Annotated in this window: 15 protein-coding genes; 6 read left to right on the plus strand and 9 right to left on the minus strand. The window is 43.8% G+C overall.

The annotated features are described in order from the left end of the window. Nucleotides 1-152: 152 nt before the first annotated feature. From INP51_RS10935 to INP51_RS10945, 3 genes are all read right to left on the minus strand, one after another. Entirely contained in the window at nt 153-500 is a 348-nt protein-coding gene (locus tag INP51_RS10935; protein ID WP_193734886.1) for a VOC family protein, read from the minus strand. A gap of 113 nt (nt 501-613) precedes the next feature. Beyond that, nucleotides 614-2,530, minus strand: a complete 1,917-nt coding sequence (locus INP51_RS10940) for a right-handed parallel beta-helix repeat-containing protein (RefSeq protein ID WP_193734887.1) — start codon at nt 2,528-2,530, stop codon at nt 614-616. A 124-nt stretch (nt 2,531-2,654) separates the two neighbouring features. Further along, nucleotides 2,655-3,146 (minus strand): hypothetical protein, encoded by a 492-nt coding sequence (locus tag INP51_RS10945; protein ID WP_193734888.1) that lies wholly within the window; start codon nt 3,144-3,146, stop codon nt 2,655-2,657. A gap of 149 nt (nt 3,147-3,295) precedes the next feature. Between INP51_RS10945 and INP51_RS10950 the strand changes: the two genes are divergently transcribed. From INP51_RS10950 to INP51_RS10975, 6 genes are all read left to right on the plus strand, one after another. Continuing rightward, nucleotides 3,296-4,048: a helix-turn-helix transcriptional regulator gene (locus INP51_RS10950; RefSeq protein ID WP_193734889.1), complete on the plus strand. Its 753-nt coding sequence runs from the start codon at nt 3,296-3,298 to the stop codon at nt 4,046-4,048. Nucleotides 4,049-4,252: 204 nt separating this feature from the next. Further along, nucleotides 4,253-5,599 (plus strand): extracellular solute-binding protein, encoded by a 1,347-nt coding sequence (locus INP51_RS10955; RefSeq protein ID WP_193734890.1) that lies wholly within the window; start codon nt 4,253-4,255, stop codon nt 5,597-5,599. Between the two features lie 85 nt (nt 5,600-5,684). Then, a complete protein-coding gene (locus tag INP51_RS10960) occupies nt 5,685-6,584 on the plus strand; it encodes a carbohydrate ABC transporter permease (protein ID WP_193734891.1) in 900 nt (299 codons plus the stop codon). 3 nt (nt 6,585-6,587) lie between these two features. Further along, nucleotides 6,588-7,436 carry a carbohydrate ABC transporter permease gene (locus INP51_RS10965; RefSeq protein ID WP_193734892.1) on the plus strand — a complete coding sequence of 283 codons (849 nt, stop codon included), beginning with the start codon at nt 6,588-6,590 and terminating at the stop codon, nt 7,434-7,436. Nucleotides 7,437-7,526: 90 nt separating this feature from the next. Continuing rightward, nucleotides 7,527-9,320 carry a sensor histidine kinase gene (locus INP51_RS10970; protein WP_193734893.1) on the plus strand — a complete coding sequence of 598 codons (1,794 nt, stop codon included), beginning with the start codon at nt 7,527-7,529 and terminating at the stop codon, nt 9,318-9,320. Then, a complete protein-coding gene (locus INP51_RS10975; protein ID WP_193734894.1) occupies nt 9,313-10,899 on the plus strand; it encodes a response regulator transcription factor in 1,587 nt (528 codons plus the stop codon). Before INP51_RS10970 ends, INP51_RS10975 begins: the two co-directional genes overlap by 8 nt. On the opposite strand, the gene INP51_RS10980 is transcribed toward INP51_RS10975, so the two are convergent. The 6 genes from INP51_RS10980 to INP51_RS11005 form a co-directional block, all read right to left on the minus strand. After that, nucleotides 10,881-11,654: a class C sortase gene (locus INP51_RS10980; protein ID WP_193734895.1), complete on the minus strand. Its 774-nt coding sequence runs from the start codon at nt 11,652-11,654 to the stop codon at nt 10,881-10,883. The two genes, INP51_RS10975 and INP51_RS10980, sit on opposite strands and share 19 nt — an antisense overlap. A gap of 11 nt (nt 11,655-11,665) precedes the next feature. Then, nucleotides 11,666-12,526, minus strand: a complete 861-nt coding sequence (locus INP51_RS10985) for a class C sortase (protein ID WP_193734896.1) — start codon at nt 12,524-12,526, stop codon at nt 11,666-11,668. Between the two features lie 78 nt (nt 12,527-12,604). Then, on the minus strand, nt 12,605-14,218 hold the full coding sequence (locus INP51_RS10990) for a SpaH/EbpB family LPXTG-anchored major pilin (RefSeq protein ID WP_193734897.1): 1,614 nt from the start codon (nt 14,216-14,218) through the stop codon (nt 12,605-12,607). Between the two features lie 29 nt (nt 14,219-14,247). Further along, nucleotides 14,248-14,400, minus strand: a complete 153-nt coding sequence (locus tag INP51_RS10995) for a hypothetical protein (protein WP_193734898.1) — start codon at nt 14,398-14,400, stop codon at nt 14,248-14,250. A 23-nt stretch (nt 14,401-14,423) separates the two neighbouring features. Continuing rightward, nucleotides 14,424-19,127 (minus strand): SpaA isopeptide-forming pilin-related protein, encoded by a 4,704-nt coding sequence (locus INP51_RS11000; RefSeq protein ID WP_193734899.1) that lies wholly within the window; start codon nt 19,125-19,127, stop codon nt 14,424-14,426. 324 nt (nt 19,128-19,451) lie between these two features. Then, nucleotides 19,452-24,656 carry a DUF7601 domain-containing protein gene (locus INP51_RS11005; protein ID WP_193734900.1) on the minus strand — a complete coding sequence of 1,735 codons (5,205 nt, stop codon included), beginning with the start codon at nt 24,654-24,656 and terminating at the stop codon, nt 19,452-19,454. Between the last annotated feature and the right edge of the window lie 361 nt (nt 24,657-25,017).

Below are 25,017 nucleotides of genomic sequence, written 5' to 3' on the forward strand. Positions count from 1 at the left end.
AATCGTTTTAGTTTAACGTTATTATAAAGAGAAACATTAATAATGTCAACAATGTTCACCGTTAAATATTACAAAAAGCCTCACTCCTCTGATACTCTCAGACGAATGAGACTCTTTCTTATCTTACTTTTTCTCTTTGACAGGAAGCGTTCTTATCTCTGCATAATGTGTATCGCAAATCCCCCAAATTCACCTGCAAGATATATGTTTTTCAGTTTCTCGTCATCGTTATAGGCGGCGGTATCCATGTTGAAGGAGAATCCTTTTTCCTTCAATTCCTCCACAGCAGAAGTCAGGTCTGCTGTGCCCAAGGCAATATGTCCGTTGGTTCCAAGGTATGGAGCCTTCATGCACTCAAAGTAAGGACCGGCAAAATCCGACTTATGTCCCATGCGTGGCTCCAGATTAAACATCGTACTCAGAAGATTAGCTAACTTTTCTGCTTCTTGCTCATTTTCCGTGTTGATGCCGACATGCAGTAATTCAAACTTATTTTTCATACCTTTACACCTCTTTATTTTTTATGAAGACGATATTGGGTTCCGGGTCATAATTCCGATATCCTCTACCGATACCTTCATTATACACCATTTTTTTAAAAAGGGAGGGGTATCTACCATATTTTGATATAATTCTTTTTGCTTTTCATCTCAGCCGCCGGCCCTACGACGCCGTCTCCTTTTTTCTTATTGTCGCCTAGATCGATATCCAGGCTCACGTCGTTTCCATCCGGACACTCATACTCTGCATCGACAATCCGAACTCGGGGAAGGGCTGCGGTAGTATAGATCTTTCCGGCAAAGATTTCAAAATCTTCAGGAAGCTCACAGGAGAGATAAACTTCATCATCTTCAGTTTCAATAATCTTTACATCTGCATGGAAATCGTGATTGATTCGGTTGGTCTCCTCTTTTTTAAATGCATTCGCACTTCCCAGATACATGTTATGATCGATATATACCGGCTGTTCCACCAGATTGAAAGACTCCGCATCCCCGGGAACCTTATGAACCTCTTCAATGTATTCTTCCAGAGAAGTCGTATAACCGTCATAATGCGCCGTTCCTACCCCTTCGGCCGAATCTTCTCCCACAAAAATATTGTTATAGAATCTGTCGTCGCCTCCATAGACAAAAGAGAAACCAGCTACTTTTGTACTATGAGGTAGATGATACTGGGTAGAACGCTCCATTTCTTTCCTATGATTCATCCTTCCGCAAATCAGGTTGTTGACATAAGCACCGCCCTGTGAAACGTTGTCGATCGAATATTTTGATGCCAGAATATTGTGATCTACAATGTAAGGCCCATGGCTGACTTCGACAAAGAAGTCCCGATTATTCTGATAAAATAGGTTTCGGCTTACCCTTGTTCCCTGTGCCTCCCAATCAAGCCACAATCCCAGAGAGCAGTTATGAATTCGGTTGTCATGGATCTGGACATCTATAGCTGCGTGAAGTTTGATTCCTGCAATCTCATGGCCATAGAATTCACGTTTTAGGGCAATGTTATAGATGTGGTTATGATAAATCTCACTGAAAACACCCCCCAGATGTCCTACGATTCCATTTTGTCCACAGTCATAGATGACATTATTCCGGACGATGTGAGAACCGATCTTCTCTTTGCTCCAGCCTGCTCTTTCCGCCGAAAAAACCGCTTCCAGCTGATATTGATAACCTGGTTTATCTTTCCGGATGGAACAATAATTATTCCCAGTTGTGGCTTCTTTTCCGATGCTGAGGGCGCTGCATTTCGCATCATGGATGATATTATCTTCTATGATCCAGCCCTTGCTCCAATTCGGACCAAGCAGTCCCGGCTGATCCCCAGTGGGCGGAGCCCAGGGTGTCGCCGCCTGTGCCATCTCAAATCCCCGGACTGTTATGTAATCGATACCCGTTTCCAAAGGATAAAAACAGGATCTTCGTACATTGATCTCCACAAACTCCTCATTCGGATCGGCCCCCTGAAAGTTTGCATAAATCGTCGTCTGGTTTTCATCTACTTTTGCAAACCACACGTATTTTGTCTGCTCTGGACTGGGAACAGAGGTAACCTTCTTTGTCCAACTGTCCATCACCTCTGTCCGTATCTTTGGATCCTCCAGCTCTTCCAGCGAATTTGCCTCGTAAAATGACATCCCATTCAAGTAAACATCCCCCAAATGCCTAGTTTCTGTGGAAACCAGCCAGTCACCAAACACTTCAAGTTCATAAGGATTATAATCTCCAAAAAAAGAATTCGGTATTGTCACCTTCCAGACGTTCCCGTCTACATTTCTCCATGAAGTAATTCTCTCAGACCCCTTAATGACAACTTTTTCGCCTTCTGCTGCCTGATAGGTAATCCTCCTTTTATTGCTAAGACCCTTAAACCTGGGTTTAACCCACTCACGATACACACCTTCGTGCACAGTCACAACATCTCCAGGCATAGCAGCCAAAGCAGCTTTGCTGATTGTCTGAAATGGCCTTTCCTTTGTGCCCGGTCCACAGTCAGACCCATTATTTGCTACATAATACTCCATATATTATCGCCTCCTGTTATTCATTACCTCCAGTATAAAAAATTGAGACTAGGAAATCTATCCATAAAATAGTATAATAATTGACAATATTAGTGATACCAGGGTCGAGAGGTTACGGTTGTTTTCATGCTCGCATGAAAACAACCATAACTTCGAGACCCGAACAGACATGAGAATGCAGTCCGACAGGACGGAATTCGAATGCCTGTAGGATTGTGTGAGCGCTTCGCGCGGAGCAATCCGTGGTATCATCAGGGTGCGGAACACCACAGGGAATCTCGTGCTCTTTTTCATCCATGAAAAAGGCATAACTCCCTACCCGCACCACACGGAAACACAGTCCGACAAGACAAATTTCGAATGCCTGTAGGATTGTGTGAGCGCTTCGCGCGGAGCAATCCGTGGTATCATCAGGGTGCGGAACACCACAGGGAATCTCGTGCTCTTTTTCATCCATGAAAAAGGCATAACTCCCTACCCGCACCACACGGAAACACAGTCCGACAAGACAAATTTCGAATGCCTGTAGGATTGTGTGAGCGCTTCGCGCGGAGCAATCCGTGGTATCATCAGGGTGCGGAACACCACAGGGAATCTCGTGCCCTTTTTCATCCATGAAAAAGGCATAACTCCCTACCCGCACCACACGGAAACACAGTCCGACAAGACAAATTTCGAATGCCTGTAGGATTGTGTGAGCGCTTCGCGCGGAGCAATCCGTGGTATCGCTCTACTAAAGATAAAATCTACCAAGGAGGTGGGATTATGGTGTTTTTTGAAAATCACGGAATGTCTCACGATGAATCATTTCAGGTATCAGAATTAACAGATTTTAGTTTTCCTCCTCATTTTCATCGTGCCTATGAACTGATCTATGTAAAAAAAGGAGAATTGTATGTGCGAATCGACAAAAAAGAGTATACTCTGGAAGAACAAGATCTTGTATTCATCTTTCCAAGTCAGTTTCACGAATTCAGATCGAATGGTCATTCAGATATTCTGATAATCATCTTTGCGCCTGAGTTGATCGGGGATTTTTATAACGAATACAAGAGTCGTATTCCACAGAATAATCTCCTACATGTAGCAGAACTCGCAAGTGATAAACTCACTTCTGTTTATCGGCAGAAAAGCTTTTTGTATCAGATCTGCTCGCAGCTGACAGAACAAACCTCTTTTCAGGATGTGCAGAATGCAAAACACTCAAAAATTGTCTATCAGATATTGTTGTACATAGAGAAAAATTACAGACATGAATGCAGCCTGAGAGGTGCATCAAAGACTATCGGTTACGATTACGTCTATTTGTCGAAACTCTTTTCGAGACTGATGAAAATGTCATTTACCGAGTATCTAAACCGATACCGCATCTATCAGTCATGTTATCTTTTAAGAAATACAGAGATGTCTATTGAAGAGGCTGCTTTCAGCTGCGGCTATCATCATCTGAAGACATTCTACCGCAATTTTACCGAAATCATCAAGATTACACCGGCGAAATATCGGGAGTTAAAGTAATAAGGTGATACTACGGTCTCAAAGATATGCGTACAAGAATCAAATGTTTGCTCTGATTATGCAAGCATAAACTACGCGCTAATCTACGATTATAGGTAAGATTTTTATATAATGTGATCATTTTTTTCAATATAAAATTGTATCCTTCCGTGATAATATATATACAACAGTTAAAGTAGTGTTAAAAATGGGAGGTAAACGATTATGAAAAAGAAAATGACAAAGTTATGTAGTATCTCATTGGCTGTATTGATGGCAGCCACTGCTGCTGGATGCGGATCTGACAGTCCAGAACAATCAGCTTCTAGTCAATCAGAAGCAGCAAAAAGTAAAAACAGTGACGGTAAAGAGATCTCTTACTGGAATATTGCTACAGAATCACCAGATAAAGATATTCTTGGACAGGCTGTTGATGAATTTAACTCATCAACGAAATCTGGATATTCTGTTAATGTAGTTCCCACACAAAACGATACTTATAAGGAAAAACTAGTTGTAGCAATGAGTTCCGGCGAATGTCCGGATATGTATTCTAGCTGGTCTGGAGGACCTATGTATGAATATATAGATTCAGGATTCGCTCAGCCAATCGATGATTTATTTAATAAGTCGGAAATCAAGGACAAATTAATGGACGCAGCCATTGAGCAGGCTTCATATAATGGTCATATTTATGCTGTGCCATATCAAAATGTTTCCATCTCAGGAATATTCTATAATAAAAAAATGTTTGAAAAATATAGCTTGCAAGAACCTGAGACGTTAAGCGATCTTGAAAACATCTGTGAAACCTTGAAGACAAATGATATTACTCCTTTTGCATTGGCTAACAGTTCTAAATGGACGGGATCTATGTATTTCATGAATTTAGCAGTACGTTATGGTGGATTAATGCCTTTCCAAAAAGCTGTTTCCGGTGAGGGGAAATTCACTGATGAAAGTTTTATAAAAGCTGGAAATAAAATACAAGAATGGGTAAAAGACGGCTACTTCCCTGAAGGTGTTAATTCGCTAAGTGAAGATGATGGTCAGGCCAAACAATTAATGTATCAGGAAAAGGCAGGAATGTTACTTTGTGGTTCCTGGTATACTGCAACTTTCGCCAACGACAGCAAGGAATTTTATCAGGATATCGGATGGTTTCCATTTCCCACCATAGAAGGCCCGGATGCTGATCCTGACATTCAAATTGGCACCGTTGGTGACCAGTTTATATCCTTTAGCTGTAAAGATGATAAGTTAGCAGCTGCATTTGAATGTGCTGAAGACCATTTGTCCGATGACACGATTGACACAGAAATTGAAAAAGGAAAAATACCACCAATAAAAGGGATTGAAAGCAGAATTACCGACCCTGTTACAAAGAAAATTGCGAAAACTGCGACAGAAGCGTCTGAGATTCAGTTATGGTATGATCAGTATCTCCCGCCGGCCGTATCTACAGCTCACCTTGATAGCTTGCAGGAGGTATTCGGCCTTACAAAAACACCGCAGGAAGCACAGGAAACTATGCAGGCGGCAATGGATGAGTATCTTAACTCAAAAAAATAGTAGATAGAGTTAAATCTATACTTTTCGCATATCTAAAAATCCCTGTGCTATACAGGGATTTTTAGTAAAAAGGAGTGATACGCATATGAACAAAAAAAGATCATTAGGTGCTCTGAGACAGAGAAATACGAACAGGGTGGCGGTACTTTTTCTTGCACCAGTTACTGTCCTTATGATTGTATATGTTTTTTATCCAATCATCGACACATTTATTACAAGTGCATATCAATGGAATGGAATATCAGCAGCAAAAAAATACATAGGGTTTGATAATTGGAGAAAACTTCTTGTTGATCAACATTTTTGGATTGCATTTAAAAACAATCTTATCATCATGGTTTTATCAATTGTAATCCAACTTCCAATAGGTCTTCTTCTTGCAGCCTTCCTTGATTTTGGAGGAAAAAAATTGACTATATTTAAAATCATCTGGTTTATTCCACTTCTTATGTCGTCGGTTGCTATTGGATTCCTTTTTACCTATGCACTTGCTACGAATGGCGGTATGGTCAGCACAATTTCAAATCTGTTCGGGAGAGGGAATATAGACCTCCTGGGAAATCCTAAGACGGCTTTGGTGACAGTTATATTGGTTATCTGCTGGCAGTTTGTACCTTTTTACATGGTTTATTTCATGGCTGTATTTACCAATATTCCAATCGACGTTTTCGAAGCAGCAAGAATAGATGGTGCCACAAAAGGACAATACTTTTGGAAGATAGCTCTTCCTCTTTTATATCCTTCGATTAAAAGTGCTGCAATTCTTTCAATGGTTGGATCTTTAAAATACTTTGATTTGATTTATGTTATGACAGATGGCGGTCCTGGGACTTCTACAGAATTGATGGCTACTTACATGTATAAACAATCTTTTAAAACTTTTAATATGGGCTACGGTTCTGCAGTCGCGGGAGGCATGTTTATACTGATTACAATGGTTTCACTACTCACTATGAAGTTGCTGAATGGAAGGAAGGAGAACTGAGCTATGGACAAGTACAAAAAAAGTAAACGTAATAGTATCTTTGCATGGACGATAGCAATGATTCTGGCAATTATATGGCTGATAATATCTCTCTTACCTTTCATCTTCATGGTCTTGAATTCATTTAAAGAAAAATTTGAAATGCTTTCAAAGGGCGTGTTTCAACTTCCAGAGAAATTAAATTGGAGTAACTACACAGAGGTTCTATCTGGCGGATTTTTAAATTACTTTAAAAATAGCGTAATTGTGCTGGCAATCTCTCTGGTCTTGTTATTATTTATTGCTGCATGTGCCTCATACCCACTTGCAAGATTTAATTTTAAGCTGGCAAATCCAATTTATTCACTCATTGTAGCCTGTATGTCCATCCCCGTACACATTACCCTGATACCAGTCTTTAAAATGTCCAAGACAGCAGGGCTTTATGACTCCATCTGGGCGTTAATTGGCCCATACATCGCATTTGCAGTGCCAATTTCTGTCTTTATATTGACAAGTTTTATGCGTGAAATACCAAGAGAAATCGAGGAGTCTGCTGAGATTGACGGCTGCGGCAAAATCAGAATGTTCTTTTCGATCATATTGAATCTTTCAAAACCCGGTCTTGCAACTCTGGCCATCTATAATGGAGTTAACATGTGGAATGAATTTTCATTTGCCTATACCTTGACACAGTCTTCTGAGAATCGCACTCTCCCCTTGGCAATCTGGGAATTTCAGGGACAATATTCTATGAATACTCCGATGATTATGGCTGTTCTTACATTGACATTATTACCGATGATTATCATGTTTATTGTTTTTCAGGATAAGTTAGTCAAAGGTATGACTGCCGGAGCCGTTAAAGGATAACGAAGAAATACGAATTCCAGGAGCTACTGTTTCTTTCATGAAACAGCAGCTCTTTGGCATTTTCTGTACTTAGTTTGGGAGGATACGAAAGTGAAAAAGTTGATGAACAGTTTTAATCAATGGAGATTTGATAAGAAAATACAGCTTCTGGTAAGTACATCCATTGTTCTTACTACTTTTCTCGTTCTTATCGTCTCCACTACATCTACAGTCAGATTCATGAAGGTTCAGTCTACAGAGTTGCTGCAGGCACAAAACAACACAATCGCTGAGAATTTCCGTAACTCTTTGGATAATTATAAGAAGCTGGCAATAGCAGTTGTATTGGACACCTCTATACAACAGTTTTTAAAGTCCGATAGCGGAAACACTGCCAGCTACATTGACAACAAGAATAATGCAAACAATACCTTATCTAGCATTGTCAATATGCACTCTGATCTAAATTTTATAGCCGTAGTGGATGATCAGTCAGGGGAATACTTATATAAAGGCGAGCAGACAATATACAACAGTAATTTTATCCAAACCTACAGTAAGGATTACGAATCTTGCAAACCAGCAAACTCCAGCACTATGCGGGTATCTTTTAACAATGCCTATTATGATGGAAATAAGTATTCTCTAAATGTTTATTTTCCCATATATGATACCGGAAATCTAATGGGAGAACTAGGTCTTCTCTGCATGAATTTTACGGATCCAAGCTTACAGCAAATAGCAGAAAATAATAATTCATCCAATTTGAACACTGTTGTCATAGACTTAGACGGTGATCTTCTTGCAACAAACGAGAAGGATAAAATTGGTTCAAAAACAAATTATATCTCAAATATTTTTGAAGAATCAGGACACTTTCGAAAAAATGGTATGATTTACTTTTTTCAAAAGATCAATAAATGGGATTTTTATATTGTAAGCAGCGTTTCAGCGATGTACTTATATCACGGAAGCATAACTGCCATTCTTTTCATGTGCACAATTACCATTCTAATGGTTATCACAAATATGTATATCATTAAAAAGATCATCCAAAAATTATATAAACCTTTAGAAAATGTCGTCAGCAAAATGGATTCTGTCGCCTCTGGCTCTTTAAAAACACGCATTGATAGTGAGCGCATGGGTGACGATTTTACAAAACTGGCGGAAGGATTCAACTCCATGATGGACAAAATCCAGGAACTTATGGAACAGGTAAAACTGGAGCAGCATCAGATGGAACAAATAAGATTTAATGCTCTTCAATCTCAAATCCAACCACATTTTCTCTATAATACACTTGACTGTATTCACTGGCAGGCAATGGCAGATGGAAACACTGAAATATCCACCCTCGTAAAAGCTCTGGCAAAATATTATAGAATCTGTCTCAGTGAAGGGCATGACATAATCTCCTTAAAACAGGAATTAGAACATGTTGAAAATTATCTAATTATCCAAAATATGCGCTATGATAATATTATTGACAACAAACTTGATATCGATCAGAATGTCTTAGATTCAATGATTCCCAAGTTAACATTACAGCCACTGGTAGAAAACTCCATCTATCATGGTATAAAAGTCAGAGAGGGAAAAACAGGAACAATTTATATAAAAGTCCAACAGCTCAGTAAAAATATTGTTATAACTCTAGCTGACACTGGTACAGGAATGTCCGAAGAGAAAGTCGCCGAACTAAATTCACAACTCTCTTTACATGATGATTCTTTTGGATATGGTGTGAGAAATGTCAATAAAAGAATTCAGCTTCTTTATGGTGACAACTATGGGCTGCATTATTATAAAAACACCTCCGGCGGAGTAACTGTAAAGATTTCTTTTCCCTACAGAACCAAAGACATGAATACTGCAATAAGAGGTGAGTTGGATTATGTATAAAATATTAATTGTGGATGATGAGCGAATGATAAGAATGGGTATGAAAAATGCAATTTGCTGGGAAAAATTGGGAATCAGCAACGTGTTTACTGCTTCCTCAGGCACCCATGCACTCAATATAATACAGGCATATACGCCAGAAATTATGATCACCGATATTAATATGACAGAGATGACAGGACTTGAACTTATCGAACGTGCCAAAGAGCTGGCACCTCAAATACGTGTCCTGGTTGTCACCGGTTATAATGATTTCGAATATGCAAGAAAAAGTCTGCGCCTAAATGTTCAGGATTTCTTCCTAAAACCCATCGATGAAGATGATCTGAGTGATGCAGTAAGACAGCAGGTAACATATCTGGATGAAATAAGGAGCAGGGAGAAGAACAAAATATTAATTGAACGAACGCAGGGTTCTACTCAGCAAAATAAACTGGAAGAAATGATGCGTACCCTTATTCATAATGATAATTTCAAAGAAGCAGCACTGACACAAATAAACAAAAAATATCATTTTGATCTCAATATCTCTCTTCGTTTAGCATTGATTGTGCCAGAATTATCTATAGACTCTCATCCAATCAGCAGCAATCTACAATCCCTGTCTGTCAAAAACATCTGTATTGGTATGATTGATTCTGAGGAAGCAGGAATCACTTTCGTCGACAAAGATGGTACCATTGCAATTGCATTTTTTGAAGGCAAAGAAGATAAGGTTGTTCTGGAAGAGATTCAGCAATTATCTGATATTTTAAGAGATGAACTAGATAGTAAACCCAAGATTGTAGTGGGAAGTACTGTGCAGGGTTTTGTAAAATTACATATCTCCTATAATGACGCCAAATATCTTCTAAACAATGAAAGAAAGGACATCCGAAACATTATCCAAAGTCTTGGTGTTGAAAGCAGAAACAAATTATTTTTTGATGTTTTTGCAGAACTAAAAGACATTATGATCACCAGTATTGGAAGCACAGAGCGAGTTTTAAAATCATTTGACACATTTACAAAAGCTGCCAAATCCTATAACCTATCCAAGTCAATGACGAGAAGATGTTGTTTTGAATTAGCGTCCAGTACTTATTACTCCTATCTGGAAAATTCTGGTGACGGGGAAAGCCTCAAGCTAGATTCACTCCTAAAAAGTTTAACCACTTCAAGCAAAGAAGATGCTTCCGAAATAACTCGCCAATATATCTCTCAGCTTCTGATAAAGGGGGAAGAAAATGGGCATGAACTTATTACTTCTGCCAAACATTACATTTCCGAACACTTGACAGAAGATTTGTCTGTATCTAATATTGCTGAATATTTATATGTCAGCCCCAGTTATCTGTCCCGTATTTTCAAAAGGGTTACAAAAGAAGGTTGTAACGAATACATCACACGAAAACGAATAGAGAAAGCCAAGTATCTTCTTGAAAATACGAATTTAAAGACTGGAAAGATTGCCATGATGGTTGGATACCACGATATAAACTATTTTTCTCTTGCTTTTAAAAAGCAAACAGGTAAATCACCTACCAAATATAGGGAAACTTTACATGAATATAATCAAAGCTATTGTCGTTCACAATAGACAATATATCTCTGATAATTATATCCCAATGGATTGCAGGTACTTAAGGTCACCAGGTCGCGGCCGGGCTGTATCAAAATCTGGTCAATATCACTGGGGGCAATGATCTTTATCTTATCCACTTTATAGGTAAGTGTTTCTCTGAAATTGGTGATAGATACCGTGTCGCCAAGCTCTAGTTTATGAATATTGCGAAACATCTCTGCCTGAAAGGAACCGCGGTGCGCCGCTATGACGCAGTTGGTATTTTCCCCTCCGATTGGCAGACTGGTCTGTGACAAATGAGCGGCACCTTTTTCCATATTATCGTGACTGGCGCCTAGATATATCGGCATCCGAACCTTTAATTTTGGTATGTCGATATGTCCCACTATGTTTTCAGCAAAACCAAACTGCGTCAGATCGAAACTGGGCTGCTCGTAGGCAAAGGGATCTGTAAGACCAGACTGCCCGGTTTCAAACAGATTTTTATTATATTCCTGCATACGCCGGTATAGTTCTTCATAGGGATCTGAGTCATCCACTTGCTCTGCCCGGTTTTTCTCTGAAGGGTCAGTTACTTCTTTCTGTAAAGGATCTTTCCCATAATCAGCCACTGCTTCCTGAAATTCCCCGATGGCGGCATCCGCTTTTCTCTGATACAGAAAATTCAGAATGGACGGCCAGCTGATCGCCAGGATTCCGGCCGTCAGCAGGATGCAGGCCAAGATGGTCAATACTTTCCTTTTTTTATTCCCTGACTTCATATTTTTCATCGTTTTCTACCTTATTTGCGATCTTTTCTCTTTCTTCTCACCCTTTTTTTCATAAAGATGATGAAGATGAGAAAGACCAATAGGAGAATCACGGCGATCTCCAACATCAGCAGTTCCTTGGCAGACATTCCTTTTTTCTCTTTTTTCTGCTTCTCCACTTCTTCCTTGTGATATTCCGTACGGACTCCGCGGACCAGAAGTCGATGGCTGTTAATTCCATACGGTGTACACGTGACTAATGTCACATGATCTTCCCCCGGAATCGGATCAAGGGGTTTTACATCCTCCGGCTCCACCACAAGAATACTGTCGACCTCGTATGCCAGTGTCTGATTCAGGATGCGCAGCAAAAAGAGATCTCCCTCTTTCATCTCTGTCAGATCGTCGAAGAGCTTCGCATTCGGAAGTCCTGTGTGTCCGGTCAGGACTGCATGAGTGCCCGATCCTCCGACGGGAAGTGCTGTCTGGCGGATATGTCCCACGCCTTTTTCCAGCGTATCGGTATCTGTCCCGTGATAAATCGGAAGATTCACTGATATCTTTGGAATCTCGATATTACCCATCACTCCATCGATGTTCAGGATGCTAAGATAATCCTCCGGAAGCGCCATCCCGCTGCCCTCGAGGAAAGGATCTTTGACCGGCTCCCCGGCCAGAGATTCGTTGTAAGCGACGGCCCTCTGCCACTCTGCCTCATATTCCTCTTCTTTCATCCTTTTAACAGAATCATTATAAGTTTTCACAACCTCAGACTGATTTAATTCGGCTACATATTTGCTTAAGGCAGGATAAAGAAATAACGCAACGCCCAAAACAAGTAGTATAATAATGATAATATATGGCAGTCGGCTGTTTCCTTTTTTTTGTTTCATCGGTCCTTTATTCTCCCTTAAACATCCATGAGGGGAGACATCGTCTCCCCCATGGTCTGCCTTTTTTATGAATAATATTTACGCTTCGCTTTCGGAATTTCTTCTCCGTGAGATTACGAGTACTGCACCTGCAAGTGCAATCAGAAGAATTCCGCCTACAGTGAACATGATGGTACCTCTTCCACCAGTTACCGGAAGCTCAAATCCCTTCTTATTAAGTACAGTCACCTCATAATTACCACCATTCGCTGTACCTTTGTCAGTTTGAGTCGTCTCAAGTGTACCGTCCATACCTGGTTCAGGGTTATCACCACTATCATCGACTTCATCTCTCAGAATAAGGGTATACGGTTCTCTCAGCTTGTTGTATCCGCCGGGAGCTTTTGTCTCTGTCAGTGTATATGTACCCAAATCCAGTCCTCTTATCTCTAACTTACCTTTCGGATCACCGTCTTCTCCGACTTTCAGGGTTGTTGTTGCGCCTGTATCGCCCGACTTCGCTACGCGGTATTTACCATCGCTTTCCTTGATAAAGTAAAACTTATCGTTTCCTTTTTTCAGTTCGAATTCTGCACCTGGTAAGAATTCCGGGGTTTCACTATCCGTCTTCTTATTAACTATGATACCATAAGTGTATACTTTTGGTTTGGTTCCCGGTTCTTTGTCATTTGTTCCATCGCCATAAGGATTATTGGAATATTCCAAGTGTGCCTCGTTCTCATTACCGGTTGTGACCTTTGCTTTATCATTAAGTGTGGCCGTATATGTCACTCGGATGCGGTCACTATCTTCCCATTCGCCGCCTTTTCTTGCCTTCAATTTGTCATAGTTAAATACCAGCTTGAATGTCTTATTACCCAGTTCCGATCCGGAAGCTATCACATAATCATCTCCAGCTGTCAACTCGACATCATTCAAGAATGCCTTAAGTGAACCAGGATTAAAGGTAAGTCCTTCAGAAAGTGTATCACTGATGTTATAGATTTTGTTGGTTGCGCCTTCCGGATAGGTCGGAATGGTGGCCTTGATCTCGTAAGGGATCACATCTCCGATAGCTGCATCGTCTTTATCCTTGCCGTCGTTTACTGTTTTTTCGATGGAAGGCTCTTCACCTTTGAGGTCTTCACCATCAATTTCTACAGGAGCCAGTCCCCAGTCTTCTTCGTCCTCATCCCACGCCGGTATGAGATTTACAACCGTCGGCTGATATACCTTAAAACCTCTTGACATGAGCAGCAGATAATTACCCATGGGAAGGTTTGTAAGCTCACATACGCCGTTCTCATCGACTGTCGCGCTTTGAACTGCCGGAAGTGCTGAAACTTCCTTTGCCGGATTCTTGATATCCGCTGCCAGTTTAGAATAAAATGCCTTCAAATCGCTGGCTGAAACAGTGTTGTTGAACTCGTTCGTATCATCATACTGTGGATAGTTCGCATGAACCCAGTCCTTCATCTGAGGTTCCACCCATGAATAGGCGGGATCCTTCGGTGTGCCCTCTTCTATGTTGACGGTCATCAGCTGATAGGGCTGAACAATAACATTTGGCTCTGCACCAGTTATCCGAATGCTTCCCTTGGTATTTTCCGTGACCGCCGCATACGCCGGAACGGCGGCTCCCAGGCAGAGAATCAAGCTGAGCATCCATACTCCGAAAGCCTTGATTATTTGTTGCGTCTTCTTTTTTAGCATAATTTCTTCCTCATTTCTTTTTTGTTTTTTTATTCTTTTGGATCAGCTGTCACCTTGTTATCACCGATAACCTCACCTCCTTTAATAAGATCAAACCTGTCTCTTGGCGTAACAGCTTCCTTTTCTCTTAATAAAATAACAGATTTGATGTTTTTAACGCTTGCTAATGTAATAAAAGGCATCTTACATGTACTTAATTATAACGTCACTCTCTTGCTTTTCTTCGATAAACAAGAATCAACATGACAGCTGTTCCAATCAAGATTATGGAACCTATAAGATATAGGTTTGCACCGTATCCGCCGGAGCCGGGCAGTGACAGGTCGCGGTAATTTGCCAGTGAAAGGGTTCCGTCCGCTTCCTTTTTAAATGCCGGAGGTTTTTCGCCGCGGGCACTGATTTCGATCTTCTCTTGTACATGGTCCACCTGCAGCAGCCACTGCCCTTTTGGCAGCTGATATCCGGATTTGGCCTTTGTCTCGGCAAGGATATAGTCGCCGGTGGTCAGTGAGTCGAAAGACACGATCCCATTCTCATCACTGGTCACGGTATCCTTCGGATGATCGACATCCCAACACGAACCACTCTCGGCGAGTGTCGAGTGCTGGTCGGTATCTGTATGACCCTCTTTGCATGCATAGATCTCGAATTCTACGCCGGAGAGAGGATGTCCGGATTCATCTGTCTTTTTAAATGTAAAGGGCATATCAGCGTTCACATAGAACGTCAGATCTATGTTATACTGGACATCATTTATGTAAGCTTTTGTTCCCGCCGGAATCCCGCCTGGATCGCCCACATTGACACCGGTCACTTCATCTTCCGGAAGATTTGCAATCTTATTGAAACGCAGGTAGAATCCGTCATCGGAATCCTTATGAACGGTATAAGTGACATTTACCACTTCTTTTTCGGTAAGCTCACGCTTTTTCTCCTGTACATTGTCACCTTCATACTTGTTGTAATAATAAGTGACCGGGATGGTAAGCTGATCTCCGTCATTTAAATCTCCCGAAAACTCTTTCGTCCCAAGTTCGGTTCCGTCATGTGCATACATCGTCAGCTTTCCGCCTTTGATTACCGCAGTATCGGAGGCTTTTTTCCATGCAAGTGCGGCATTGTTGGTATAGGGCACTTGCTCAGCCTGTGCTTTCTGTACAGGGGATGCAGAATAGGTGTATGCTGTATCGTTCTGATTATCTGCCGCCGCTCCAAGCTGCAGGGCTGTATTGTTACCGGATTCTTTATCTCGGTCATTTTTCACTTGGACGTCCACGGTATATTTCGAGGGATCTACGGTGATCGTCTTCGTATCGGCGCGATAGCGGCCGTCTTCCAACATCCAGTAATAGGTAATCAGGTATTTTCGGGGTTTACTGATATCCTCATTAAAGGGAAATTCTCCATTCCACTTCTGCTCGGAGATGGTCGTTCCCTCACCGGTGCCGGGTCCCGTTACTTTGACGGAGCGATCCGGAATCAGATGTTCGTCTCCAATTCCTTCTGTGTCGCTTGTCGCAAAGGATCCATCCTGATTCTGCTCGGCACGCCAGATTTCTGTGTACAGCTGTGCATTCTTGCTGGCTGAGAATTCCGTCTTTATATTCGTTGTGGGGACAGCCCAAAACCGTTTGCTGTCGGGATAGCCTCCGGTTTTCGCTCTTGACCAGATGGAGTCATCGTGGAAACCGACAACCAGATTTTCTGTAATCTTGTCCATCATCGTCAGGCTGACATCTTCACGGTGGTCGTAGCGATACCCTGCCTCGATCGTTTTGTCCGATCCGGCGTCCAGTGACATATAGGAGATCAGCCGAATCGGCCGGTATCCCTTCTGTCCGCCTACATCTGCGGATATTTGGAACCAATCCATACCGGGATTTTTGACCTGCAGCGTTCCGTTCGATACTTCCATCGCCATTCCATCTTTTTGGTCATCTCCGTTCGTGTCGACGGGCGCACCGCCTGCAATCATGTGTTCCCACCGCACACTTCCTGCGGACGGTTCTTCGGTCGCATAGGAGGCGTCCGTGATGATCTCACGAACCGTATCATAGGTATCTGCATTCCCCTTATGGTGTTCTTGTGCTCCGCTCTCCCGATTATAAGATACCGGATGATCCGATCGGACACCGCTGCTGTCCCAGTCATAGCCATTTTCCCAGGTATTTAAGCGCACCGTCGAAACGGAGGCCAGAGAATAGGCTTTTACGCGGTCTGCTCTCTCCTTGCTGCCCCATTCCAGGGGATCAGCATTTGCAAAGGTACGAAGCTGGGGATAAAAGCCCACTTTATAAGTCCACTCTATCGGATTTCGAAATCCTTTGAAGCCCGGATCGCTCTCATCATAACCATTGACCCTATCTGCCAGACCCGTGCCTGCTTTTTCCGTCGAAGAGGTCAAAACCCCGGTCACACCAAGTCTTTGTTTACTGTCGCCACTCACCCATTCGCGCATAGCTGTTGTCTGCTTGTCATAGTAGCAGTTATTCAAGGTATACCAACCAGATGATGCCGTTGAGGAGTAGAATCCTCCCACCGTCTTGTTGGGGGTGTTGAGATCGACGTCGAAGTTTCCGACTTCCCCGGCGGCATAGCAGTTGTTCATGATATCGCGGGTACCGGAATCGGCTGTCTGACCGACGATGAAACCTCCCTGCTCTGTAGGCTTTGACCGCAGTCCCACCAGCGCTGTGCTGTAACAACTGTTAAACGTCCGCGCATTATTATCGGAGTCCCAGGCAAACCCTGCCATTCTGGAATAGCCCTCCACTTTTCCGGAGGAGTAGCAATTATTAAATTGACCCGCCAAAAAACCGACAAAGCCGGAAGTCATCGCTGAGCCGTAAATCTCATTCACGGCAAAACAATTCGTCATCCTCGTGTTATAGGCAAAACAGGAACTAAATCCCGCCGAATGACCGCCGGTTCCGCAGACAAGGTTATCGACAGCATAAGAGTTTTTAACCTCAGACATCTGCGACGTTGCGGAGTTTGCATTTCCAAGGCCGAGGGCAAATGCTGTGACATGATCCCTGCCATAGATATAATTTCCCTCTGTTGTGCAATTTTCCATTGTGACATTCGTATTCATATCCTCTGTATATCTCGAATTCTCTATGTATCCGAACGGAGACACACGACCTTGTCCGTCTTGAACGTAGAGATTTCCCGCCGATGAATAAAACAGGGAATCCCGGATGTGAATATTTTGAAGGTGGGCGTTCTGCGACTGAGGTTGCATATTCCCCCGAAAAAGTCCCACGCATTCCTGGTTCGATACCATCTTACAGGTGACAAACTCAAGATCGTCAACCACAAGACGTTTATAGTTTCGAATAAAAGCGGAGAACATCGAGTTGTCCGTCTCTTTTTTAACCATCTGACCAAGATTAAAGATTTTGTGACCGTTTCCATGAATTGTTATCGTGAAATTCTTGCAATCCACAACATCCCATGAATACTGTGCACCGTTCAGGTCGATGTCCGCCTGCAAAGTGATCGTATCTCTATCGACAAGCTCTGTCAGTGCGTGTCTCAGCTGTTCACCGGAATAGACATCCCAGTTCATATTTACCCTGACCGGAAAAGCTTTCGGGTCTGTTTCCGGGCTGCCCGCCGGAAAGTAAGATGCCACTCCCCTCCAAGACCATTCCGGATCGTTCGGACTTTGAAGCCCGGGCATATCGGACGTCTGTGTCCAATGAAATTTGGACACGGCTTTATTCATCCATATCGTGTTGACATAATCGACCCAGGAACCTGAGATGACGATGCCGTTGGTATAGGGAGAGTCATAAAAGCGGTTTCCACTGGTCGGGGACTGCTCCGTCATAAAGTCATCCTGCGCATCACTATTGGAACCTGTTCTGCTGTTTATGGATCGGCCCGATCGGGAGTTCTCTTCCAGTTCTTTTCCGTAGAGGGGGCAGTCTTTGTTATTCTTGTCATGGACATGGGTGTACTCTCCCGGGACCGTGATGATCTCTTTATGCGTAGTGCCGTCTTCATCCTCCACGTCCACTTCTTCTTCAATCTGCTCCCGGCACAGACATTCGACCGGTCCATAGTATTTACAGTCCGGCTGATGTGCCCACGGAAAATTGTTGGCATCGATGGGTGTTCCATCCTTGCCGCAGTGGCAGTCTGCAAGCGGCTGTGACTGCGGCGTTTCTTCCTCGTCTGCTGCTTCCGGATCTGTATTGGCTGTCTCTTCTGACTGTGTTGGCTCTTCATCGCCGTGATCGTGTTTATCTTCCACATCCGGAGTTTCTCTCACTGTAATCACTACGGTCGGCGGCTCGGCGGCATATTCATAGTCCGAACACTGTGCGGTGAATGTATACTCGCCGATTTTATCGGGTTGATAGTCACCGCTCCAGTCAACCGGAACATCCAAAACCGCACCTGTGATCTGGCCGTCCTCTTTGCAGGCAAACCAGACATTATCACTGCCTGCCACCGACCCGTAGATACGGTAGGCAGTCTCGCCCTTTCCCTGCTCCTGATCATCGTAGTTCAGCTGATAGATCGACAGTTCTTTTCCATCTTTTGTTTTTGTCTTATCTTTCGGGGCGATATAGCCGTAGTCAAAATAATCATAGTGTTCGTATCCGTCCGATAGATCCACCTCAGGCTTTGCCTCTGTGAAAGTGGAAGTATCCATGCCTTCCGGAATATCTACAACTGCCCGGACATACTCCGCAAGATTCAGTTCTTCACGTTTCGTTCCCGGCTCAACGGTCTTCGTATCAATCGGATTGCGGCGTTCAAACCGCTGAATCTGATTCGACCACTGCTGTTCCTGAGCCATAGGGAAAACTGGGAAAAGTGATAGCAATAGTGCTATGATTAACACGACAGCCAGTATGCTGTTCCTCTTTTTTCTGTGAAGGATCCTTCTTTCCATATGAACTCCTCTTCCTCCTTTGCTGTGTACCGATCAACATGTCACTCCTGTCGGTTTAACATGATGTTATATAGCTAATATAACGATTCGATGAACATTAATATCAGTTCAATTGCAATTTTCATTATAATACCAGATTCGATGTTTTTTGTGTCTGCCAATGTAATAAACTACTTGTTTCATGTATCAAACAACCTACTTATCTTCCTGCACACATTCGCAGTTCAAGTAACGGTATCATACAATAGGGGCGGCACATTGTTTTGCGTTGCCCCTGTTGTATTGATAGGTCCATGAAAGTAATTTACTACCTTCTCTTTAAAATCATAAACGCCTCTTTTTTCGTAAAACGATGACAGAAAGTATCTCCGCCATACTGATCAGCAGCACAGACCCAGTAAGATAGGGCAGTACTCCTTTTCCGCCGGAGCTTGGCGTTGCCATCAGCTGCAGGTTCGGCAGTTTCAGCTCTCCATCTTCCTCCGCCAAAAAGGCAGGGGGATTGGCCTCGTCTTCTGCCACCGCTGTGATGATGATCGGATCCGGATCGTCACAGGAAACGGTGAGTTCCCAGCTGCCGGAAACCTTTGTGTAGCTGCCCGGTGCTTCTGTCTCATACAGACGATACGTGCCGTCCGGCAGCTCTCCTAAATCTACCGTTCCATCTTCCCTGCTGACTGCTGTCTGATATAAGGTCCAGCATGCGGACGTATCGGATGGGTCATCATGGGAATGCCCCGGTTCACTGTCCACACAGGAGAGATCATACAATGCGAACTTCGCACCCGGCAGAACCTTGTCTGTATCTTCGGCGTCTACTTTCGTAAATGTGAAGGGAACGCTTGGTTTTTTATGATTGTAAAAGATGATCTGGTTTTCGTCGGCAATTTGTCTTATAAGACCGTTGGCCCCGATCTTCTGATCTTCCTCTCCATTCACGACGATGTCTGTGTCATACAAGTGATCCCTGCGCTCTGTTATGGTATATGTCGTGTTTCGGGGGATTCCGGCAATTTGGATCGACTGTCCGTCTTTCAATTCAAACTTCGTCTTCTCTCCCGCGGAAATTGCAACGGTCTTACCCGTCTCGCCGCCATCTGCATCACAGATACTTCCGGTAAATTCTGCCGGATCGGTCTGTGCATCGCCGACCGTCACATCAAACGCGAACGATGTATCGGATGGATCGGATGGGTCCGAGTCCTGATTCTGTACCACCTTTTTGACCGTCAGATCCCGCAGTTCCCGGTCTTTTTTGTGCCAGGTCGTCTCACTCTCACGTTCATATGCTGCTCCCGCAGCCTCCGTGATCCGCGCCGTATTCGTATACTGTACAGCAGCATCATTGACCTCCACCGTAGTTGGAACCAAGATGTGAAGCGTCTCATTGCCCAGCAGGCGGTCGATCACAAAGGTCAGAGTACACTCAGAACATTCTGCGTGAATCAGAGTCGCTTCACTCACCAATTTTGCATTCTCCGGATTGGAGCCAGAATACCACTGAATGTTGTCAAAATCAATCGTAAGACCCTCCGGAATCGTATCGACAACCTTCACCTGTTCCAGTGGAAATGCCACTTCCTGATTAGTGACATACAGATCATAAGTCAGTGTGTCTCCCTCATGTACCTGGGCCGGTATGTTTGCAGTGCCGCTTGGGGGATCGGATTCCTTGTGCAGTTCTGCCTTATGTTCCCGGATATGGACTGCGGTATTTTGTGATTCCAATACGTTGTAGTTGGAGTCGTTCGTAGGCACGGAGGTTGTCGTACCGGCATACCATCCACTGTTGTAAGCACAGGCATCTGTCTCCTCCAGCGTTTTTACATTCTTTGCAGGTGCTTTCATATGAATCACAATGGAAACAGCCTGCTCCGGCATGAGAACATATGGCTCTCCGTTCTGGTCTGTGCGCAGATCGAAGGCCAGTGCCGTCACGGCCGCGAGATCCTCCGGCGGCACAGCGGACCACTTCGACGGATCTGTCAGATCACGGTCTGCGGGATTGTTCATGTCAAGCCCCGGCACGCAGGAGTAATAGGTCACTGCGTCAATTCCCTTTTGCAGGGCATCACTGACATCGACGGACTGCAGTGTGTCACCTTTCCATCGGTTTTGATTCGCCGTCTCATCTTCTGTCTGGTAGTCCTCCAGCACATCGAAAAGTACAATGTCTTTGGTAGTCATGTTCTCCTCGGCTGCCAGTCGAAGGCGATAACTGTAGTCTCCTCCCCCGACCGCACTGGTATCGAGAAGGTACTGGGGATCTGCAGCCGTCTTCACCCGCTTGGTAAATCCAAGTTCGGCCGAAAATGGAAAATCAAAGCTCTTTGCTGTCTCTGCATAGATCGTATCGGCCAGTGTCCCTTCGGGATTGCCGTCGCCATCCAGATCTTTCATCAGTTCTTTATCCTGGATACGCCCGCCATCATCGGGATACGCCCTTCCCATGGCCCCAACTCCCGACTTATAGGCGATGGTGTTGCGGGGCGAAGTGCCATACTGCTGCACACTGTCCCACGGATAGATGGCATCGTATTCCAGATGAAAACCACTATAAAAATCTGTATAATTGCCATTCGGACTTGTGGAAATAACGTTCTCCATATCCTGCGGTACTGCAGCATGAATTACCATCATGGTACGGCCGCTGTTTCGCCAGTTATCTATAAATTCTACCGTTATATCGCAGAGGAACTGATCTTGAAATGGAGTGTTATAGTCGGCTATACCGCGGAATGTCCAAACGCGAATGGAGGACGGATCTGCATTCATACCTGACGGTAAAAGATCATATAGGATACCCTGCGTCTGCAGCTCCATCCAATCCTTGTCAAACGGAATAGAAATGGCTTTTACTTGTAGCTTTTCATACATGTCCGCACGGTAGTGTGTCTTCACAAGTGACCGATCGACATCATTTTTATATGTGACGTCTTTAGAGGCATAGGACGATGTGTTCACTTGGGATAAGTTTTTATAGGCAGCAGAATGTTCTGCATATGCCCCTTCGCCGTATAAACCTTCATCGCGCAATTTTGTACTGGCAGTAACTGCCTGATTTGAATACCCGTTGACCACACATCTGTCCTGTTTATCCGCCCAGCCCCCTTTATGATCTGTGGTTCGCCAGGATGCCACATTATACAATCTTGCCGTATCATTTTGCAGCAGCGATTTCACATGCTCTGTGGGATACAGCTGTACGCACGGTGTCATATTAAACATTGTTTTATAGTGAGTTGTTTCATGTCGTATCTGTACTCCGGTGCTGCCGGGAGGAAGTGAAATGTTTACCACCATATTTGGGTGCGTGTATTCTGTTATATTTCCATCTGTATCTTCGAACTGCTGATATCCATTCTCTAAACGTCTCAGGGAACCTATCAGTTTCCATTCGCCCGTAAGCCCCGTCTGATAATAGATCTGAAAAGGTTCCCACTTGCCGTAGTCCGTATCACGTTCTTCACTCCACGTGCCGCTTGCCGGATCTTGTATCCAGTTGTACTCGTATATTAAAGACAGATCAACGGAACGAAATTCATAATCCCCGTCTAAAAGGCGTTCGTCCTCCAAAGTCACGAGATCATCGGTTGCTTCGACTTCGTATGGAACCTTCCCATAGCTGCTATAGTCAGAAGTGTCGGCTCCCTCCTCCAAGGTGAGTCCCCATCCCCGGATGTCACTGCGTACATCGAAAGAGCCAAAATCAACCGGCTCATTCTCCTCCTTGATCTTCAGTTTATTGACATAGCCGGGATATTCAGTATCGCGCGTAGTTTTTCCAAAATTGTAATCGTTTCCCTGATAGGCAAAGCTTGGGTCAACGTAAGTATAACTGTTGGAAACACTTCTCTGATCGCTCGCTGTATCGAGCCCCGTCAGTGTCATCTCGGCACAGTTTTCAAATGTTTTTACCCCTTGTTCTAAAGATGTGCGGGGGTGCCGCGTCAATACAAAAGCTGACAGATATCTTTTATAATCCCCCGTAGCGGATTCAGAAGGAGTGTCTACCTCATAACTGGGCATATCTGTCTTACCCGCACAGTTTGCCAGATCCTTACTGGATCCAATGCCGACGACCTCACCGTACCCATCCGGTATATCTTTACTTTCCACCGAATACGGCTGTGTTGCACTGACTTCCCCAGATACCTGCCAGATGACATAGAAATAATCGTCTGCGTCATCCGGTTTCTTCCCCCAAGTATCCTGCCATGTCTCATACTTGGGATTTGGATAAATCGTTTCTTTTGTCAATTTTATAATCCGTGCCGTTGTATTATATTGCACTTGAATGGTATCGCTGTTCTTTGAGACAGGTTGTTGATTCTCCAAAGAAACCGTTGCCTTCGCATCAAATTCGTGTTTATACTGGTCTTCGATACCCGATGGATACTGATCTTTCCCATCCGTGCTGTGATAGACGATATCGCACTTAAATATGTATCCCGGTTCGATTTCCTGATAATTCGTGAGGACAATTTCCTGCGTATCTTCATCTATTCTATATAGAAAATCCGTCGAGCCTCCCGGCTCATCTGACACTCCTATATCGATAGCCCCCTGCGGATTACCATCACGGTTATAGAATATATACTGTGGAAGGCGAATTTCGATCTCTCCGGGGCGGGCATTCTCCGTGCCGCCAAATGAGAACGTAATACTCGCCTTTGCGAAAGTACCAAGGGCATCCAGATCGCTAAGATTCCTAAGTGGTTTCAGCTGACACACCCCATCCTCGTCATAGAGCAGACGTCCCATAAGAGAATCCTCTTCGCTGGTCCACTTCAGTTCTATCCCGCTAATCACGGGATTATCTCCTGCCCCGCCATCTTTTGGCGTCCGCATCGTCTCCTCTGCTGTCGGCTTTTGCTGTTCCCCTGTTGGCTTCACATCGGAGGGATTCTCCTGTGCCGAAGAGTCTTTCTCCACCGTGATGATTGAAAAGGGCTTTTCGCCATCATAAACATAACCTTCCATCTCGGCCGTAAACTTGTATTCCCCAGCCTTATTCTCATTGAACCCGTCATCCGACCATGTGACTGGGATATCCTGCACTCTGCCGGTGATATTTCCGTTCTCATCCGATGCAAACCAGCCCACTTCACCGCCGGGCAATGCGCCATATCGCCGAAACGCCTTTTCAGGCGCATCCTTGGATTCCTCGCGGTTTACAAGATAAAGAGTCACGGGCATCTCTTGTCCGTTCTCTCCCTGGTCCGAGGAAGGCTCCTGACTCTGAAAATAGTCGTAGGACTGCAAGGACTTTTCATCGGGCGTGCTTTCTACAAATCCGTTTCTCTCCTCTCCTTCCAGTGGGATCACCGCGCGCAGACTTTCCGGTAAGGTTAACTGATCCTTAAGCGTTCCCTGTTCGACTGTCTCGCTATAGACGGGGCTTTGATCCTCGAATTCGGCGACAGATGTCTGTTTCTGCGCATCTGCCTTTGCGGGAACTAGAACATCAATCAGCATCAGCATCGCCAAAAACAATGCCAGATTCCTCTTTCCTTTACTCCTTTTCATAACCTCGTTCTCTCTCCTTCTTCCTAAGAACATGTATGATTCAGTTTTGGTTCGTTGTAATCCTAGCTGCCTATTATCATGATTTAAAAGACACAGAATTGATTTCCTGATATCCCAAAAGATATCCCCAAAACTAAAACCATCTGAATATTCGTATTCTGATTAGCACGGAATTCTTCTGCTCTTACTATAGCGATAAATTTCAAATCTGGGAAACCACATGTATTGAAACCTATGTTATTCGTACTGAATAGTACTGAGGTTTTACTACATTTTGGGAAAATTTCCCTGTACGAAAGATTCGATGGGCTCATTAAAACAGCAGGGATTATCACAAAATCTATGATAATCCCTGCTGTTT

Source organism: Blautia liquoris (genome assembly GCF_015159595.1).
GTDB classification, from domain to species: Bacteria; Bacillota; Clostridia; order Lachnospirales; family Lachnospiraceae; genus Novisyntrophococcus; species Novisyntrophococcus liquoris.

Excerpts from the sequence above, each read along its gene's own strand:
- INP51_RS10935 (WP_193734886.1), bottom strand. The coding sequence starts at position 500 with ATGAAAAATAAGTTTGAATTACTGCATGTCGGCATCAACACGGAAAAT.
- INP51_RS10965 (WP_193734892.1), top strand. The coding sequence starts at position 6,588 with ATGGACAAGTACAAAAAAAGTAAACGTAATAGTATCTTTGCATGGACG.
- INP51_RS10975 (WP_193734894.1), top strand. The coding sequence starts at position 9,313 with ATGTATAAAATATTAATTGTGGATGATGAGCGAATGATAAGAATGGGT.
- INP51_RS10995 (WP_193734898.1), bottom strand. The coding sequence starts at position 14,400 with ATGCCTTTTATTACATTAGCAAGCGTTAAAAACATCAAATCTGTTATT.
- INP51_RS11000 (WP_193734899.1), bottom strand. The coding sequence starts at position 19,127 with ATGGAAAGAAGGATCCTTCACAGAAAAAAGAGGAACAGCATACTGGCT.
- INP51_RS10950 (WP_193734889.1), top strand. The coding sequence starts at position 3,296 with ATGGTGTTTTTTGAAAATCACGGAATGTCTCACGATGAATCATTTCAG.
- INP51_RS10980 (WP_193734895.1), bottom strand. The coding sequence starts at position 11,654 with ATGAAAAATATGAAGTCAGGGAATAAAAAAAGGAAAGTATTGACCATC.
- INP51_RS10985 (WP_193734896.1), bottom strand. The coding sequence starts at position 12,526 with ATGAAACAAAAAAAAGGAAACAGCCGACTGCCATATATTATCATTATT.
- INP51_RS10955 (WP_193734890.1), top strand. The coding sequence starts at position 4,253 with ATGAAAAAGAAAATGACAAAGTTATGTAGTATCTCATTGGCTGTATTG.
- INP51_RS10945 (WP_193734888.1), bottom strand. The coding sequence starts at position 3,146 with ATGGATGAAAAAGGGCACGAGATTCCCTGTGGTGTTCCGCACCCTGAT.
- INP51_RS10960 (WP_193734891.1), top strand. The coding sequence starts at position 5,685 with ATGAACAAAAAAAGATCATTAGGTGCTCTGAGACAGAGAAATACGAAC.
- INP51_RS10990 (WP_193734897.1), bottom strand. The coding sequence starts at position 14,218 with ATGCTAAAAAAGAAGACGCAACAAATAATCAAGGCTTTCGGAGTATGG.
- INP51_RS10940 (WP_193734887.1), bottom strand. The coding sequence starts at position 2,530 with ATGGAGTATTATGTAGCAAATAATGGGTCTGACTGTGGACCGGGCACA.
- INP51_RS11005 (WP_193734900.1), bottom strand. The coding sequence starts at position 24,656 with ATGAAAAGGAGTAAAGGAAAGAGGAATCTGGCATTGTTTTTGGCGATG.